This window comes from Streptomyces sp. NPDC058665, assembly GCF_042714995.1.
Taxonomy (GTDB): domain Bacteria; phylum Actinomycetota; class Actinomycetes; order Streptomycetales; family Streptomycetaceae; genus Streptomyces.
In genome coordinates this window covers 41,356-59,139 of record NZ_JBHXRX010000020.1, presented here as the reverse complement: position 1 = coordinate 59,139, position 17,784 = coordinate 41,356, and the positions used below count along the sequence as shown (strand labels likewise).

Genomic DNA, 17,784 nt, shown 5'->3' with positions numbered 1-17,784 from the left:
AGCCGGGCCTGGCAGCACACGGGCCCGGCACCCCAGGAGGCGCCGGGCCCGCCGCGTACGGCCGTTCGTCGACCGCGTACGGCCGTTGGCCACGTACTGCCGTTGGCCGTTGGTTACTTGAGCTTGGTGCCCGCCGAGCGCAGCGCCCCGCACGCCTCGGAGACGCGCTTCGCCATGCCCGCCTCGGCCGCCTTGCCCCACGTGCGCGGGTCGTACGTCTTCTTGGAGCCGACCTCGCCGTCGACCTTCAGCACACCGTCGTAGTTGCGGAACATGTGGTCCGCGACCGGCCGCGTGAAGGCGTACTGCGTGTCGGTGTCGAGGTTCATCTTCACGACGCCGTTCTCCAGCGCCGTCGCGATCTCCTCGACGGAGGAGCCGGAGCCGCCGTGGAAGACGAAGTCGAACGGCTGGCTGCCCGCGGGCTTGCCGTACTTCGCGGCCACGCCCTCCTGGAGGTCCTTCAGCAGCTCGGGACGGAGCACGACGTTGCCCGGCTTGTAGACGCCGTGCACGTTGCCGAAGGACGCGGCCAGCAGATAGCGGCCCTTGTCGCCCAGGCCCAGGGCCTCCGCGGTGCGCAGCGCGTCGTCGACGGTCGTGTAGAGGGAGTCGTTGATCTCGTGCGTGACGCCGTCCTCCTCGCCGCCGGTCGGGGTGATCTCGACCTCAAGGATGATCTTCGCGGCGGCGGCCTGCGCGAGCAGCTCCTCACCGATGGTGAGGTTGTCGGCGAGGGTCTCGGCGGAGCCGTCCCACATGTGCGAGTTGAACAGCGGGTTCCGGCCGTTCTTGACGCGCTCGGACGACACCGCGAGGAGCGGACGTACGTAGGTGTCCAGCTTGTCCTTGGGGCAGTGGTCGGTGTGCAGCGCGACCGTGACGTCGTACTTGGCGGCCACGATGTGCGCGAACTCCGCGAGCGCGATGGCGCCCGTGGCCATGTCCTTGTTGTACTGACCGCCGAGGAACTCCGCACCACCGGTGGACATCTGGATGATGCCGTCGCTCTCGGCCTCCGCGAAGCCGCGCAGCGCGGCGTGCAGAGTCTGGGACGAGGTCACGTTGATGGCCGGGTAGGCGAACTTGCCTGCCTTCGCCCGGTCGAGCATCTCGGCGTAGACCTCGGGGGTTGCGATGGGCATCGGGCCGCTCCTTGTGATGTGCGGGTTGAGGTGCTTTGTCCCTGACCTGGGGGCGACGTCATTGTCGCCCTCATCTTTCCAGACTCTTGTCCGTACGGTGAGGCTCAGGCCAGGCCGAGGTCCGGCAGGGTGTACGCGCTGACGTACCGCAGCCCCGCGGTCTCCACGGCTCCGGCGGCCCCCCGGTCGACGATCACCGCGACGGCGACGACCTCGCCGCCCGCCTCGCGCACCGCGTCGACGGCGGTCAGCGGCGAACCGCCGGTCGTCGACACGTCCTCCACCACCAGGCAGCGGCGGCCCTTCACGTCCGCGCCCTCGATCCGGCGCTGCATCCCGTGGGCCTTGCCCTGCTTGCGTACGACGAACGCGTCCAGGCTCGCGCCGCGCGCGGCGGACGCGTGCAGCATCGACGTCGCGACGGGGTCGGCGCCGAGCGTCAGGCCGCCCACGCAGTCGTAGTCCAGACCGGCGGCAGCGGCGGTGTCGAGCATGACCTGCCCGACCAGCGGCGCGGCCTGCCCGTCCAGGGTGATACGGCGCAGATCGATGTACCAGTCGGCCTCGATGCCGGACGACAGGGTCACCTTGCCGTGCACGACGGCCTTGTCCTTGATCTGCTGGAGCAGCTCAGCACGTACGTCAGTCATGGCCCTGAGCTTACGACCCGGTCCGCGGGGCCTCCTCAGAGCCGGCGCCAGCTCCAGGTCGTCCGGATCTCCAGGGGGTCGATGGGCGTGACCAGGCGCGGCAGGGTGTTCAGCCCGTTCGGCGGACCGGTCTGCGGCTCGACGCAGACGGCCTCGGCCTGCTCGTCGTAGACGACGGCCCATTCGGCGGTACTGGCCACCTTCAGTTCGAGCCGTCCCGGCCAGGTCAGCGTGGCCGCGACGCCGTCGGGCATCCCGAAGCAGTCGTCCCACGGGCCGGGGAGGGGGTCGATACGGCGGCCGGTCGGCAGATGGTCCGCACCGCGCTCCTCCTGCCAGGCGGGGGAGAAGTCGAGGCGTACGGCGTCCTCGTCGGCCGTACGGCCGTCCAGGTGGCGGAGGAACCAGGGGTGCCAGCCCGCCTGCGCGGGGAAGGAGTCGTCGTACGTCTCGACGCCGAGCGTGAGCGTCAGGGAGTCGCCGGTGAGCTCGAAGAGCTGCGTGACGCGACCGGTGTACGGCCAGGGGTCGGCGAGCTCGTACGTGAACGCCGCCTCGGTCTCACCCTTGCGCGCGGTGCGCCATGAGGTGTCGCGGCCGGTGCCGTGGATGGCGTGGGGCGGGGAGTTGAGGGGCAGTTGGTGGGTGATGCCGCCGTTGCCGAACCGCCCGTGCTCGACCCGGCCGCACCAGGGCACCATCGGGAAGCAGCCGTACCGGTCGCCCTGCCGCAGCAGCTCCGTACCACCGACGCGCAGGCTCGCGACGCGGCAGCCGTTCGCCGGATGGATGGTCAACTCGGCGTCGCCGGCCGCCAGTCGGATCTCGCGCTTCTGGTCCGTTTCCGTACTCACGCCATGACCCTACGGCTCAACGCCTGCGCCGCAGCGCGCGCCCTACGACGACGGCCCCCGCGATGGCGAGCGCGGCGGCGGGCGCCACCCACCTGATCGCGGCACCGGCACCCCCGGACTCGGGGGCCTGCTCGGGCGCGTAACGCCCACGGGGCGGCGCGTGATCAACTTCCTCGGCACTCCGCCCAATCATGGTCCGCCGCGCATGGGCGGCCTCGGCGGGCGGATCGAGGGGCACCAGAAAGTCCCCGTCCCCGGAGGAGGTGTCCCCGAACCCGAGGGTGTCATCGAAGCTGTCGGGGTCCTGCTCGAATCCGGGGGGCTCGGCGGGTTGATCGGCGTCGCCGCCGGCCGCGGAGTCGTCGCCGGGTCGATCGGCATCGGCGTCGGCTGCAGGAGCCACGTCCTCGCCCCGCCCGGCGTCGGACCCACCGCCCGCATCCTTATCGGCGCCAGAGTCTTCGGCTGTTCGATCGGCATCCGCGGCACCTGACCCGGCACGGGACACGTCGCGGTCCTCGCCCTGCCCACCACTCGCGCCAGCGACGCCACGGTCAGCATCCGGCCGGTCCCCGCTGCCCGAGTCGTCGGGGCTCGCCGCCCCGCCGGAAGGGGCAGGCGCGTCGCCCGCAGGCGCGACGTCCGGACCCTGCCCGGGGTCGGCGCCCGCCGTCCCGCCAAAGGCGGGGGGTGCGTCGCCCGCCGACGGCAGCTCCTCGCCCCGCCCACCACCGGCGCCGGAGGCGTCCGGCACATCACCAGCAGCCGCGTCGGAGCCAGGGCCTTCGGTCGGCCGATCAGCGTCCGCCGCACGCTCGCCACCATCAGACGCGTCGGCCGCAGCCGCAACGTCCCCGTCCCGCCCGGCGCCCGGCTCAGCGTCAGCGACGCTGGCGGCATCCGGCCCCTCAGCCTCACCCGACTCGGCGGCAGGCGCCGTGGACCGCCCGGGGGCGGCGCCCGCCGCCCCGCCAGAGGCGGGGGACACGTCGCCCGCCGACGGCAGCGTCTTGTCCCGCCCACCACCGACGCCGGAGGCGTCAGGCCCGCCACCCGCAGCCTCGTCAGCGCCCGGGGCATCCGCCGCACGCTCGCCACCACCAGATTCGGCGGCAGACTCCGCAACGTCCTCGCCCGGCGCTCCACCGGCGTCACCAGCAGCCCCGTCAGCACCAGGGGCATCCGCCGCACGCTCGCCACCACCAGACGCGTCGCCCGACGCCGCGACGTCCCGGCCCTGCCGGGCATCGGCGCCCGCCGACCCCCCGGAAGAGGCAGACGCAACGTCCTCGCCCCGCCCGGCGGCCGGCCCCGCCGACCCCCCGTTCGCCGACGAGTCGTCACCCCTTCGCAGCGCCATCGCGAAGCGGTCCAGCAGGCGGCGGCCCGTTGCTTCTGAGGTCGGGGCGTCGATTTCCGTGAGGCGGCCCGTCGACGTGGACGTCGCCGTGAACGTGACCGTCGTGCCCGCGGCGGTCTCCGTGAGGCGGAGGCGGACGTTCAGCTTCGCGGAGCCCGTACCACGGACCTCCGCGCCCTCGCCCTTCGCCGTGAAGCCGCCCGCCCGTTCCGTGAGCGTCAGTGCGCCCCGGTAGGTGATCGTGTGGCCGCCCACGCGGACCTTCAGGCGGCCCGAGAGCGGGCGGGCCGAGTCGTCCGCGTCCTGTTGGAGGCCGGGGACGCAGCGCGCGACGCGGGCGTGGTCCCTCAGCGCCTCGCGGAGGGTCTCAGCCGGAACCGGAATGAACACCTCATGCTCCATGGGTCCCGAGCCTACTCAGCCCCGCCGACTCAGGCGCCCCTCCGCGCACAACGGCCCCCTCAGCCCACGTACCGCGGATGTACCAGCGTCGACGGCGGCAGATCGCGCAACCGGGTGCGTTCCGCCCCGAGGACCCCCGCTTCGAGCACCGGCGCGGCCAGCGAGCGCAGCCGGGGCGCGTCCGGGGGGAGCTCCACCCTCGGCGGGCGGCCGACGGCGGCCAGGACGAAGCCCCAGTCCTGCCCCGCGACCGCCTCCGCCGCCCCCGCCGCCCGGTCCGGCCCCGCGCCGAAACCGGACGCCCGCCCCGTCGCGCTGTACGCACTCGTCCCGAACCCGGCCGCCCGCAACGTCGCGTCCACCGTCCAGTACGTACGCGGCCGGGCGGCCGGCGGCCCCGCGTGCACCGCCAGCCGCCCGCCCTCCGCGAGCACCCGGGAGGCGAGCCCGTAGAACTCCTCCGAGTAGAGCTTGGTGCTCGGGGTGATGCCGGGGTCGGGCAGGTCCGAGATGACCACGTCGTACGGCTCCGGCCCCGGCCCCCGCTCCGCCCCCCGCTCCCGCAGCCACGCGAACGCGTCCGCGTACTCCACCCGCAGCCGGGTGTCGTCATACGCATGCTCGTTCAGCCCCGCCAGCGCCGGGTCCGTACGCGCCAGGCGCGCGACACCCGGGTCCAGCTCCACGAGCGTGACCGAACGGACGTCCCCGTATCGCAGCACCTCCCGCGCCGCGAGCCCGTCGCCGCCGCCCAGGATCAGCACCCGCTCGTGCCGACCGCTCATCGCGGGATGCACCAGCGCCTCGTGGTACCGGAACTCGTCGCGCTCGCTGACCCGCAGCCGCCCGTCCAGATACAGGTCCAACGGACCGCCCCGCGAATCCCGCCCGCCCCACCCGCCCGTCAGCACCACTTCCTGGACGTCGGTCTGGACCGCGACCCGCACCCCGTCTCCGTACACCGCACGCCTCGCGGCCCGCTCGAAGTCGTCCACCAGCACGGCCGCGCCCCCCAGCACCGCGAGCACCAGGACGTTCACGAGCAGCAGCAGCCCCCGCTCGCGGCCCGTCAGGTCGCGGCCGAAGACCCAGAGCACGAGCGCGCCCCCCGCCACCACATTCACCGCGCCGGTCAGCAACGCGCCCGTCAGCTGCCCGAACCACGGCAGCAGCAGGAACGGGAACGCCAGCCCGCCGACCAGCGCGCCCACATAGTCCGCCGCGAAGAGATCCGCGACGGTCCCGCCGGCGTCCTGCCGGGAGACCCGCTGGATGAGCGTCATCAGCAGCGGGATCTCCGCGCCGATGAGGACCCCGATGGCGAGCGAGAAGCCGATCAGCGCGTACCGCGACTCCCCCATCCAGGCGAACGTCGCGTACAGCACCATCGCCGAGCAGCCCCCGAGCAGCGCGAGCGCCGCCTCCACCAGGCCGAATCCCACCGCCGCCCGGCAGCGCAGCCGCTTGGCGAGCAGCGACCCGAGGCCCATCGCGAAGACCATCAGGGACAGGACCACCGAGGCCTGCGTGACCGAATCCCCGATCAGATACGACGCGAGGGCCACCAGCTCCAGCTCGTACACCAGCCCGCACGCGGCACACACGAAAACCACGGCGAGGATCAGGAAGCGACCCGCGCTGGGTCGGACGGGCAGTCGCGGCGCGCTTTCCGCCGGCGCGACCACAGACTGGTCGATCATTCCAGTAACGCTACGTCACGACTTCCGTGCGGCTTGTCACCCACAAGGGTGGTAACTCTCGTTCACACCTCTCCCCATGGCCTATTCCTGTCGCTCCCACCGGCGAGTTCCTGTCGCTCCCACCCGCGAGGGGTCGTGGCCCCACACACCCCTACAGACTCACCGGCACCCGCACCCCCACCCGTGTCCGGGTCACCACCAGCGCACCTTCCTGTGGGTACGCGTGCCAGGTGAGCCAGGACACCTGCCCCTCGTGCCGCCGCACGAGCATCGCCGTGAACGCGTGCGGGTCACCCGGGAACGTGCCCGCGAGTCCGTTCGGATGGTCCGCGACCAGCGCGAGCAGTTCCTGCGCGCGCCCCGCGAACGAGCCGCGCGACAACATCTCGACGCGCGCGGCGAATTCGTACTCCCACTCCCCCACGCGCTCGGCGACACCGAGCGGCAGCGGCGTACTGCTGCCGGGAATGCACGCCACCGTCTCGGAGCAACTGCCCCGCTCCTCTTCGAGAAGCACCTGGTGGGAGGCGCCGAGGAGCCTCAACTGGAGCTTGGCGCCGGACAGTTCGAGATCGAGAACGGCGAGCGCGGGAAGCGGCTCGCGCCCCAACTCCCAGGCCAGATCGGCGGCACGGGTGTCGGTGTAGGCGGTATTCAGAGTTCTGAGCATTGGTCGGCTCCGCAAACACGCTTGACGATATGGACCGGGTGGCGTCCCGGAGAATGAATGGGGGGAAGTGACGCCTGAGTTGCGAGTGGTGAACGCGGTGAACTGTGAGATGTGAGCTGTGAGCTGTGAACCGTTGGGACTTACGAGCAGAGAAGTGAGAACCGGGGACCAGGAGCTGAATGACGGGAATTGCGGGCCGGCGGAAGTAGGAGATCGTCTGCTCGGCTCCGCGCGAAAGTCCGAGGTTCGAGCACCCAAGGTTCGGGGGCTGGAAAATCTCAACAGCGAGAGAATCACGAAGTAAGGGGCGCTCACAGCGTTTTTACCCAACTTGACTGGGTTTCCATCCCCTCGGGGGTGCCGCAGTTCAACTGTTCAACCAAAAATCGCTCAACGTCCCGGCAGCTCACGGCGGGACCGGCGCCCCGACGATCAACATGAAGGTGCCCGGCGGGAGTTCACCCCGCCGGGCACCTTCAGTGGCCACGGACCAGCTGCCCCGTGTCAGCTGCCTCCGCCGCCGCACCCCCCGCCGCCTCCGCCGCAGGAGGACGAACCCCCTCCGCAGGACGAGGAGCCGCCTCCGTCACCGCTGGAGAACCAACTCCCGCCGCTCCCGCCGCTGTCACCGCCCCCGTGTCCCCCACCGGACCGGCGGCTTCCGGAGAGCCGGACACCCCGATTGCCGTTCCGTGCCCGCCGGTTCTTCGAATAGGCCCCTATCGCGAACAGGAGCCCGACAACCAACAGTGCGAGAAGCCCGAAGGCCAGACCCACAACGTTCATCGTCTTCACCGTCTTTCTGTTCCCCCGTGGCGAGGCCCCCGCGCCGTCGCGTGACCGGCTCCGCCGGTGATCGGCTTTCGTGCCGTCTTCTTGTGTGACTGGGGAATGCCCCCCGCCCCACGAGCCCAAAGCAGACTTGAGCAAGTCCAGAGCTTCGGCGCAGGATGGCCGCCATGACCGCCACGAATCCCACGTCGTCCGCCGCGAGCGACGCCCCCGAGCGCCACCGCCCCCTGCTCAACCGACGCCTCGCGGAGTTCGGGACGACGATCTTCGCCGAGATGTCGGCGCTGGCCGTCCGCACCGGCGCGATCAACCTGGGCCAGGGCTTTCCGGACACCGACGGCCCGGAGGAGGTCAGGGAGGCGGCGGTACGGGCCCTGCGCGACGGCCGCGGCAACCAGTACCCGCCCGGCCCCGGCATCCCCGAGCTGCGCACCGCGATCGCCGACCACCAGCTGAGGCGGTACGGCCTGGCGTACGACCCCGACACCGAGGTCCTGGTCACCGCCGGCGCCACCGAGGCGATCGCCGCGTCGCTGCTCGCCCTCGTGGAGCCCGGCGACGAGGTGATCGCCCTGGAGCCGTACTACGACTCGTACGCCGCCTCCATCGCCCTGGCGGGCGGCACGCGCGTCCCCGTCACGCTGCGGCCCCGCGACGGGGCGTACCACCTGGACCTGGACGAGCTGCGCGACGCCGTCACCCCGCGCACCCGGCTGATCCTGCTCAACACCCCGCACAACCCCACCGGCACCGTCCTCACGCACGCCGAGCTGACGGCCGTGGCGGCGCTCGCCGTCGAGCGGGATCTGCTGGTGGTCACCGACGAGGTGTACGAGCACCTGGTCTTCGACGGCGAGCATCTGCCCCTCGCGTCCTTCCCGGGGATGCGCGAGCGCACGGTCACCATCTCCTCAAGCGGGAAGACGTTCTCGTTCACCGGCTGGAAGGTCGGCTGACTCATTCCCTGTTCGTACACTCCCCTGTATGGCGAACAACAAGGCGAAGCAGCAGGCCATCACCCCTGGCGAAGAGGCGGCGATCTACTGCCGGATATCCCACGTCGATGACGACGACCAGACGGGCGTAGACCGCCAAGAGCGCATTTGCCGGGAGATCGCGGAGCGGCTGCGCCTCTTAGTCCCGGCATCGAACATCTTCGTGGACAACAACCGTTCCGCTTGGCGCAGGGACCGCAAGCGCCCCGGATGGGACGCGATGCTCAAGGAGATGGAGGAAGGCGGTATCCGCCACCTCATCGCCTACCACCCGGACCGGCTCATGAGGCAGCCCAGGGACCTCGAAGAGCTGCTGTCCATCTCCGACAGCAACCACATCACCTTGCACGGCGAGGCGAACCGGCGCGATCTCACCGACCCTGACGACCGATTCATCCTGCGTATCGAGGTGGCTCACGCCTGCCGCTCTTCGGACGACACCTCACGCCGCTTGAAGGACGCGATGGACGACCGGGCCAACGCCGGAACGCCGCACACCGGCCGACGCCGCTACGGGTACACGAAGAACGGCATGGACATCGTCGAGGCCGAGGCCGAGATCGTCCGCGAGGTCTTTCGGCGGTTCCTCGCGGGGCAGTCACCGCGCGCCATTGCCCGCGACCTCAACGAGCGGAAGATCACGACTGCGTTGGGGAAGACTTGGGGGCCCGACACCGTACGGGCATTGATCGACTCACGGCACGTTGCCGGTATCCGGATGTTCCGGGGCGAGGAACACGGCGTCGGCAACTGGCCCGCCGTCATCGACCGGGGCCAGTGGGACGAGGCCCAGGAGAAGCGGAAGTTCCGCGCCGAGCGGTCAGCGGAGAAGAACAAATCGACGCGCTACTACCTGCTGCGCAGTGTCGTCATGTGCACATGCGGCCGGACGATGGCCGGGAACTCCGGAAGTGTCCCCGAGTACCGCTGTACGCGCCGGGTGGCCGTGGACGGAACGGCGTGCAAGCGCACGATCGCGGCTGAGCCCCTGGAGCGTTTCGCGCGTGCCGTCGCCGTCGAGGTGTTGTCGAAGCTGGACATCAGCGGCCGGACGCCCGCAGCGACCACCAGGCCGCCCACCGATGTGGAGGCGGACGAGAAGGACGCCCAGAAGCTCAGGGACCTGTACGAGATGTGGGATGCCGACGAGATGCCCACGCGTGAGTACCGCCAGAAGCGGCGCGAGATCGAGGCACGGATGAAGGAGCGGCAGAAGCAGACCGTTGTACGGCCTGTGGCCGTTCTGGAGGGCATCGCAGGACCGGGCGCCGAAGAGAGCTGGAAGCGGCTGGAGAAGGGGGAGGACTACGCCCGCATGAACGCGATCTACCGGTTCCTGTTCGGAGGCATCGTCATCGGACCGGCGTCCGGCGTGGGCAACTTCGACACCGACCGGATCACCATCAAGCCGAACGGGCTGGACTGAGCAGAAGTCCCCTCATGGGCCGAGGAGCTGCGCGAGTCTGGCCGCGCTCCTCGGCCCGATGTGAGTCGGGAACTTCGCAGCCTCGCGACGCACGGCCGCCGCCCACTTCTCATCAGGGTCCAGACCCGGCCTCTTGGCGGACCGACAGGCCGCCATTCGTTGCGGCCCGCCTCGTTCGTCATCTGTCACGGACACCGCCGCCCGCGGCTATGCACTCCAGTTCTTCGCGGGAGATCTCGCGGTTCCGGGCACGGTCTTCGGCGATGCCTGCGGCGATCAGGGCGGCGCCGGGGGTGTGGCCGGAGCCGACGTATCGCCAGTGGGCATCGGTGATCGCGTCGGGTTCGTCGGTGTAGTCGGGTGCGGCCCGTTCGTGGTCGGCGCGTTCGGCGCGCAGGGCCCCGTAAGTGGTCGAGTAGGCGCGGGACTTGGTGAGGATGTGCCCCCGGTATCCGAGGGTGTGGGCCCAGGCGCGCAGGCGCAGCGGTTCCAGTTCGGGGAGGCCGCCGAGTCGCCAGCATGTGCCAATGAGGGTGCGTACGTGGGCTGACAGTCGTGCCGCAGTGATGTCGGTGGGGCCGGTGATTGGGTGGTCGAGGCCGGCGGAGGTTTCGGCGGCTCCTTTGGTGACGTATTTCGCGACGTACGCGGCTACGGCGTCGTCGGCCAGGCCGTCGCGACTGCCGAAGGCGCGGAGGGGCCGGGCGTCGAGCTGGGCGCCCCAGCGCAGTTCATGTTCTCCCAGGGCGGGGCTGTACGGGGTGTGGAGTCGTACGGCCGCCGCAGCGGTGCGTACTACGGTGGCGAGGACTTCGGCGGTCGCCCAGGGCGGGGGCGGGGTGTCGGGCCCGTGTGCGCCGTCGAGTCGGATCACTGCGTGTACGTGGACGGCGCCGCGCCGTTGGTACTCGGCGACCTTTGCGTAGGAGATCCGCACGGCATGGCGCAGAGCGGCACGGGTGTGACCGGTGCGCGTGGCCAGGTGGTTATAGAGGTTGTCCGTGAACGCCTTCCACAGCCGCCCCACGTGCGCGTGCCACAGGACGTGAGCCGGGTAGTCGTAGCAGCCGGGGCACAGCGGTTGGCCGACGAACGGGTCGGTCTCGTCATGGGTGGCCGGGCAGCCGGGTGAGCGTCCGTGCTCGCACCGGTCAGCGTGACGGCGGGGACGGCATCGTTCGCCGTCTGTGGTGGTGCGGTGGACGGGACCGAAAGAGGGGGCCGTCAGGGTGAGGAAGAGGCGGGGGCGTTCCTGTACGTCTGCGGGTACGGACTTGCCGCCGACGAGTCCGGCGCGGACCAGGTGGAAGGTGTCGCCCGCGTGGAGGCGGGAGCAGGGGGCGCAGACGGTGGCGCGGCGGTTGCGGCAGCGGATCAGCAGCCGTTCACCGGGTTCTGTGGCGGTGTCGTAGTGGTGCAGGACTTCGCCGGTGCCGGCGTCGCGGGTGGTGGTCGATCCGGTGAGGTGGATCGGGTGGGCGCAGCCGCCGGTAGCGCTCACTTGCTCCAACCACCGGCCGAACCGGGGGTCTTGGACGAGGCGGATCAGGTCTTGGTCGACTTCGGAGAGCTGACGCAGACGCGCCGCGCGGTCGAGCACGGCGCGTCTGTCAGCCGAGGGATTCTCGGCGGGGATGGTGGCGACCTCCCGGGTTGGGCCGCCGTAGCGGCACGGATGGTTTGGGTTGGGTGGGATTCGTCCATGGAGATCACTCCCGGTCTGTCAGTGGGTGGGTGGTTCAGCGGATGGTGCCGGTGCCCCGGCAGCAGCGGCAGCGCCGCCGGTGGCCGGTACGGGTTTTGCGGTAGCGCTCGCCCTTGCAGATCGGGCAACGGACACGGCGCATGGGCATGGTCTGGTCCCTCCCAGTACTCAGGTGTGGGTGAAGCCGGACAGGAACCAGTTCACGAGCCCGTCGGCCGTGAAGATGACCGGTGTCTGTCCCAGGTACATGCCGAACAGGGCGATCAGTACCGCTTCCCACCACCGCACCTCGCGGGAGCGGACGAGGAGCACGGTCACGAGCCCGAAGACGAGCATCAGCGGCAGAGCCGTCGACTCGCTCATGCGTCATCACCCCCTTCGACCGGGCTCGACAGGTACGGCAGGCACGGGGTCAGGTCCGAGAACTCCCCAGCGGTCAACTGCACTTCGGCCGTTGTCGTCAGATGGGACCGGCCACGCATCCAGCCGCCCAGGTCGCCCGTCGTCACGGCGACGCCCTGTTCCATCTCACCGATCGACTGAGCGACCACCACGGCGTCCTTGTTGAGGTCGCCGAGCGCCATTTCCGCCGTGCCGGGATCGTTGACGCGGTGGCAGATCCGGCCGCCCAACTGGGCTCGGAGGGCGGTGACTCCGGGCCCAAGGTCGGAGCCGATCCTCTGGCCGGCCACCACCAGGTGGACGCCGAGGGCCGCGCCGAGTTGGGCCAGCCGCAGGAGGTAGGTCGAGCATTGCTCGGCCTCTGCTCGCTGCTCCTTGCTGCCGTTGGTCAGGTACAGCTCTGCGAGTTCGTCGATGATCACGACGACCGGCACCGGCCGTTCCTTGTCGGGCAGGTCCCATATCGACCGGGCGCCCGCCTCACGGCAGAGCCTCATGCGCTCCTGCATGTCGGTCACCAGCGCGCCGAGGACGGTGACCGCCTCACTGCGACAGGTGGCCAGGGCAGAGAGCCGCTGTTCGAACAGACCCAGTTCCATGCCGCCCTTGCAGTCGACGCCGACCAAGGCGACTGGTTGCGGGGCGAGTTCGGTGATCAACCGCGCGATGAGCGTGGACTTACCCGACTGCGTCGCGCCGACGATCAGCCAGTGCGGCACGCGTCGAAAGTCCATCACCCACGCCCGGCCCGTCTCCAGCGCGCCGACCACCGCCGACAGCAGCGCCGCCGACTCTCGCACGGCGGGACGGTCGGGACGTTCCAGTGGATCGCTCGCCGTCGCGGCGATGAGTACAACGCCACGTTCCGGCGAGGTGACCCGTACCGCGTGCATGCGCCACGAGTGCGCGAAGGCGTCGACCGCTGCCAGGAAGGCGGCCGGAGTCTGCCCCGCCCGGAGCCGGACCGTCAGTTCCAAACCGTTCGGTGTGGGGCGGGGGAAGGAGCAGCGCGGCGTGAGGGTTCGCAGGGGTTCACCCTTGACGGCTATGCCGCCCACGATGTGGTGATTGGGCTTGTGGGAGACCGTCAGGTCGTTGACGTATGCCACCTTGCGCCAGGTGACCATCACCAGGAGGGCGGTGCGGGGGTAGCCGGTCAGGTACCAGTGCCAGTCCGGCCGCCGCTGTTGCACCTCCTTGCCGACGACCAGCAGCCAGGCCAGCAGGGCGAGGGAGAAGGCGAGCATGATCGGTCCCATCAGGCTCCACCACCCTTGCCGGCAGGTCCGGCGGGTCCGGCAGCCGTTGTGCCGCTGGCGGGTACGGGGGTGATGGCGGCGGCGCGGAAGCTGATTCCGTGCCGGTCACCCATGGCCCAGGAGAAGGCGTCGAGGCCGATCACGCGTACCTCTGCACCTTCGACAACTCCCTTGGGTTCTCCGGTGACGGAGATCTCGATCACCGAGACGCGGCGCCCTTCCTGGCGGACCGTCACGGCGACGCTGTAGATGGTGTTGCCTTCCTTGTCCCTCTTGACCTCCTTGGTTTCGAAATTCGCGATCTTGGGTTCGGGTTCGACGGCGCACCGCAGTACGCCGAGCCGGGATGTGTCCACAGGTATGGACTGCATGAAGGTGGGGCCTCCTCGATCATCAAGACATCACGTGATGTCACTCGTGCTTACGAGTGGAGAGTGTGCATGCCTTGACCGAGAAGCGCAACCACTTATGCTTACGAGTGACGTCAGCTCACGTCATGACGATCCGCAACAGGTGACGAGGAGTGCCCGGCATGGGAGAGATCCAGCGACCCGGTGCGCTGTACCAGCAGGTTGCCGCCGAGATCCGAAGCGGCATCAGCACGGGCGAGTACACCCCCGGAGCCCCGCTCCCCTCAGAAGCCCAGCTCATCGACCGCTACAAGGTCAGCCGGCCCACCGTCCGCAAGGCGATTGCCGCACTGCGCGCGGAAGGGCTCATCGAGGTCATCCACGGCAAGGGCAGCTACGTCCGCGCCGTACCCGCTCCAGCGGTCACCATCGAACGGACCATCACCCGCAGCGGCAAGAACTTCCGCACCGGCCACCACCAGTGGCAACAGGCCGAAGCCCCGACCGTCTACCGCACCACCACAACAGCGAGCACGGGCCCGCTGCTCGAACTGGCCGAAGGCGAAGCGCTGTTCGCCGTCGACCGGCTACTGACCGACCCGGACACCGAGACCCGCGCGCTGCACCGCATCCTCATCCCGTTCGCCACCGCGGACCAGGTGAAGCAGCTCGCCGAAGCCCCGGACACCGAACCGGAACAGATCTACGCCCTACTCACCAAGGCCGGCCACGCACTCACCTGGCACGAAACCGTCAGCGCCCGCATGCCCCTCCCCGACGAACGCACCGCACTCCACACCCCTGACGCGACCCCGATCATCCACGCCACCCGCATCACCCACAGCACCGACCAACACCCACTGATCCTCGAAGAACTCCGCACCGGCGCCGACCGCACCCAACTCGCCTACCGCATCACCGCCGACAGCCCCCGCGCACTCCACGCCGTCTGAACCGAGCGCCTTCACAGGCTGGTCCTGCGCGGGGCTTGCGAGTTCAGTGGGTTCATGGACCGAGGGGCGCGGCCGTTGGCTACGCTGAGTGGTTCATCGCGCCGCTGTGTTCTGGCATCAGGAGCGCGTTCTGCCCAGGGGGGATGCTTCATGTCCGTGGACGCGGTCCAGCTCGCGCAGGACCTCACGCCGTACGCCACCGCTGCCGTCACCGCCTACGGGGCCGCAGTCCTGGCCCGCGTAGAGAGCGGAGCAGCCGACGCCACCGTCCTGTTCGGCCAGCGGGTGCTGCGCCGCCTCACCGGCCGGGACACCCCCGACGCGGACCCGACGGCCGGGCAGGACGCCGTCGTCCACTGCATCACCGACCTGGCCGACGCACCCGATGACGCGGACCTGGCAGCGGTGCTCCGAGTACAGATCCGGCGCCTGCTGACGGCGGACCCGGATCTCGCGGCCAACATCGCCGGATGGACCCGACCCGCCGCACCCAGCACGGTCACCGTCTCCACGTCAGGTGAGAGGTCACCGGCCGTGGGCGGCAGCAACTACGGCACCATCCACACCGGCGACTCCACCCACTGAGACCACCGCTCATGACCGACGACATGGCACAGACCCCTGCCTCGGACAGGTCCGGTCCCAGCACCTCCGGGGCACGATCACCGGCCGTGGGCGGCGACAACTACGGCCCCATATCCACCGGGGACACGACCGTCCAAGCCCCCTTGGTGCTGCCGCCACCGGCGGACGTCACGTGTCCGCACGCGATGCACAACCTCCCACGCCCCACCCCCCACCAATTCGTGGGCCGGGAGAGGGAAATGACCATCATGGAGCAGACTCTGCAACTCCGGAAGGAACAGACGGCCACCCAGGTCGTCGCCCAGGCCATGTCCGGGCTCGGCGGAGTCGGGAAATCCACCCTGGCCCTGCACTACGCCCACAGCCACCGCCTGGACTACACCACCGTCTGGTGGATCAACGCCGAGACACCCGAGACCATCACCGACTCCCTGGCCCAGCTCACCACCCGGGCCAACCCCGGAACCGACACCGGCACCACCGCCAACGACGCACTGGCCCAATGGGCCCTGGCCTGGCTCGACACCCACCCCGGATGGCTCCTGGTCTTCGACAACGCCACCCACCCCGACCACCTCACGCCCTACCTCGCCAGACTCACCAACGGCCACAAACTCATCACCAGCCGCCTCACCCACGACTGGGACACCATCGCCGGCCAGCCGCTGCACCTGGACGTCCTGCCTCCCCAAGCCGCGATCAGCCTGCTGTGCCAACTCACCCGGCGGAACGATCCCTCCGAGCACCCCGCCGCCGGGGAACTGGCCGACGAACTCGGACACCTCCCCCTCGCCCTGGAACAGGCCGGCACCCACATCCGCCGCACACGCGGCACCTTCACCGGCTACCTCCAGCGCTTCCGCACCCAGACCGCCCGCATGCTCAACACCCCCGGCAACGGCGATCCCCACCGCACCACCATCGCCCGCACCTGGCGCATCACCCTCGACACCATCGCCGAACGCGACCCCCTGGCCGTCCACCTCCTTCAGATCATGGCCTGGCTCGCCCCCCACGACATACCCCGCGACCTGCTCGACGGCCTCGCCGACGACCCCGGCGCCGAAGCCGACGCCCTCGCCCTCCTCAACGACTTCAGCATGATCACCCTTGACGAGAACACGGCCTCCACCCACCGCCTCGTCCAAGCCGTCACCCGAACCCCCGACCCACACGACCCCCACCGCACCGAACAAGCCATCCAGCAAGCCCAGAACACCGCCGCAACCCAGATCCGCAACACACTGCCCAACAACCCAACGACAAACACCACCGGATGGCCACGCTGGCGGGCCCTGCTCCCCCACATCAGCGCGCACCTCACCCACACCCATCCCGACACAGACACCACCAGCACCGCCACCATCCTGCGCAACACGACGCAATTTCTGTTGAGCCAAGGCCAACTCAGCCAAGCCACCAGCTACGCCGAACGCTCCACCACCACCTCAGTCCGCCTCTTTGGCGAAGACCACCCCGACACCCTGGCTTCCCGCAACAACCTCGCGAGCGCCTACCGGTCGGCGGGAGACCTGGGACGTGCCATCACCCTGTACGAACAGACCCTCACCGACGGCGCCCGTCTCTTCGGCGAGGACCACACTTCCACCCTGGTTTTCCGCAACAACCTCGCCGGCGCCTACCGGTCGGCGGGAGACCTGGGACGTGCCATCACCCTGGACGAACAGACCCTCACCGACCGCCTGCGGATCCTGGGCAAGGACCACCCCGACACCCTCACCTCCCGCAACAACCTCGCGGCCGCCTACGAGTCAGCGGGAGACCTGGGACGTGCCATCACCCTGTACGAACAGACCCTCACCGACCGCCTGCGGATCCTGGGCAAGGACCACCCCGACACGCTCACCTCCCGCAACAACCTCGCTGGCGCCTATGACTCGGCAGGGAATCTCGGGGGTGCCATCACCCTGTACGAACAGACCCTCACCGACCGCCTGCGGATCCTGGGCAAGGACCACCCTTCGACCCTCGCCTCCCGCAACAACCTCGCCGGCGCCTACCGGTCGGCGGGAGACCTGGGACGTGCCATCACCCTGTACGAACAGACCCTCACCGACCGCCTGCGGATCCTGGGCAAGGACCACCCTTCGACCCTCGCCTCCCGCAACAACCTCGCGAGCGCCTACCGGTCGGCGGGAAACCTGGGACGTGCCATCACCCTGTACGAACAGACCCTCACCGACCGCCTGCGGATCCTGGGCAAGGACCACCCCGACACCCTCGCCTCCCGCAACAACCTCGCGGCCGCCTACGAGTCGGCGGGAACCCTGGGACGTGCCATCACCCTGTACAAGCAGACCCTCACCGACAGCCTGCGGGTCCTGGGCAAGGACCACCCTTCCACCCTGACCTCCCGCAACAACCTCGCCGGCGCCTACGAGTCAGCGGGAAACCTGGGACGTGCCATCACCCTGTACAAGCAGACCCTCACCGACCGCCTGCGGATCCTGGGCAAGGACCACCCTTCGACCCTCGCCTCCCGCAACAACCTCGCGAGCGCCTACCGGTCGGCGGG

Annotated in this window: 14 protein-coding genes and 1 pseudogene; 5 read left to right on the top strand and 10 right to left on the bottom strand. The window is 70.0% G+C overall.

Translation table 11 applies throughout. The features are described from left to right. Positions 1-113 precede the first annotated feature (113 nt). The 6 genes from fbaA to ACFWV8_RS15395 all read right to left on the bottom strand — a co-directional run bounded on the left by fbaA (position 114) and on the right by ACFWV8_RS15395 (position 6,781). Positions 114-1,145, bottom strand: a complete 1,032-nt coding sequence (gene fbaA, locus ACFWV8_RS15420; RefSeq protein WP_384201342.1) for a class II fructose-bisphosphate aldolase — start codon at positions 1,143-1,145, stop codon at positions 114-116. Between the two features lie 104 nt (positions 1,146-1,249). Continuing rightward, positions 1,250-1,795 carry an orotate phosphoribosyltransferase gene (pyrE, locus tag ACFWV8_RS15415; RefSeq protein ID WP_384201340.1) on the bottom strand — a complete coding sequence of 182 codons (546 nt, stop codon included), beginning with the start codon at positions 1,793-1,795 and terminating at the stop codon, positions 1,250-1,252. Between the two features lie 35 nt (positions 1,796-1,830). Then, the gene (locus tag ACFWV8_RS15410; protein WP_384201337.1) at positions 1,831-2,649 is read right to left on the bottom strand and encodes an aldose 1-epimerase; all 819 of its coding nucleotides are present in this window, start codon (positions 2,647-2,649) and stop codon (positions 1,831-1,833) included. A 16-nt stretch (positions 2,650-2,665) separates the two neighbouring features. After that, positions 2,666-4,411, bottom strand: coding sequence for a hypothetical protein (locus ACFWV8_RS15405; protein WP_384201334.1), 1,746 nt, complete (start codon positions 4,409-4,411; stop codon positions 2,666-2,668). 59 nt (positions 4,412-4,470) lie between these two features. Next, positions 4,471-6,111 carry a polyamine aminopropyltransferase gene (locus tag ACFWV8_RS15400; protein ID WP_384201331.1) on the bottom strand — a complete coding sequence of 547 codons (1,641 nt, stop codon included), beginning with the start codon at positions 6,109-6,111 and terminating at the stop codon, positions 4,471-4,473. Between the two features lie 151 nt (positions 6,112-6,262). Continuing rightward, positions 6,263-6,781 (bottom strand): DUF2617 family protein, encoded by a 519-nt coding sequence (locus ACFWV8_RS15395; protein ID WP_384201328.1) that lies wholly within the window; start codon positions 6,779-6,781, stop codon positions 6,263-6,265. 959 nt (positions 6,782-7,740) lie between these two features. On the opposite strand from ACFWV8_RS15395, the pseudogene ACFWV8_RS15390 reads away from it, so the two are divergent. Further along, a pseudogene (locus tag ACFWV8_RS15390) lies at positions 7,741-8,526 on the top strand (aminotransferase class I/II-fold pyridoxal phosphate-dependent enzyme); the annotation flags it as partial. A 31-nt stretch (positions 8,527-8,557) separates the two neighbouring features. Next, on the top strand, positions 8,558-9,994 hold the full coding sequence (locus ACFWV8_RS15385) for a recombinase family protein (protein WP_384201325.1): 1,437 nt from the start codon (positions 8,558-8,560) through the stop codon (positions 9,992-9,994). A 178-nt stretch (positions 9,995-10,172) separates the two neighbouring features. Here ACFWV8_RS15385 and ACFWV8_RS15380 read toward each other — a convergent pair whose 3' ends face one another. The 4 genes from ACFWV8_RS15380 to ACFWV8_RS15365 form a co-directional block, all read right to left on the bottom strand. Then, entirely contained in the window at positions 10,173-11,594 is a 1,422-nt protein-coding gene (locus tag ACFWV8_RS15380; protein ID WP_384201321.1) for a replication initiator, read from the bottom strand. Positions 11,595-11,867: 273 nt separating this feature from the next. Beyond that, a complete protein-coding gene (locus ACFWV8_RS15375) occupies positions 11,868-12,062 on the bottom strand; it encodes a hypothetical protein (protein WP_242574040.1) in 195 nt (64 codons plus the stop codon). Next, positions 12,059-13,360, bottom strand: a complete 1,302-nt coding sequence (locus tag ACFWV8_RS15370; RefSeq protein WP_384201318.1) for an FtsK/SpoIIIE domain-containing protein — start codon at positions 13,358-13,360, stop codon at positions 12,059-12,061. Before ACFWV8_RS15370 ends, ACFWV8_RS15375 begins: the two co-directional genes overlap by 4 nt. Continuing rightward, the gene (locus ACFWV8_RS15365; RefSeq protein WP_384201315.1) at positions 13,360-13,731 is read right to left on the bottom strand and encodes a hypothetical protein; all 372 of its coding nucleotides are present in this window, start codon (positions 13,729-13,731) and stop codon (positions 13,360-13,362) included. Before ACFWV8_RS15365 ends, ACFWV8_RS15370 begins: the two co-directional genes overlap by 1 nt. 161 nt (positions 13,732-13,892) lie before the next feature. On the opposite strand from ACFWV8_RS15365, the gene ACFWV8_RS15360 reads away from it, so the two are divergent. From ACFWV8_RS15360 to fxsT, 3 genes are all read left to right on the top strand, one after another. Then, positions 13,893-14,663, top strand: coding sequence for a GntR family transcriptional regulator (locus ACFWV8_RS15360; RefSeq protein ID WP_384201313.1), 771 nt, complete (start codon positions 13,893-13,895; stop codon positions 14,661-14,663). A gap of 150 nt (positions 14,664-14,813) precedes the next feature. After that, positions 14,814-15,248: a hypothetical protein gene (locus ACFWV8_RS15355; protein WP_384201310.1), complete on the top strand. Its 435-nt coding sequence runs from the start codon at positions 14,814-14,816 to the stop codon at positions 15,246-15,248. 248 nt (positions 15,249-15,496) lie between these two features. Continuing rightward, the coding region (gene fxsT, locus ACFWV8_RS15350) for an FxSxx-COOH system tetratricopeptide repeat protein (RefSeq protein ID WP_384201307.1) at positions 15,497-17,784 on the top strand (2,288 nt) is incomplete at its 3' end.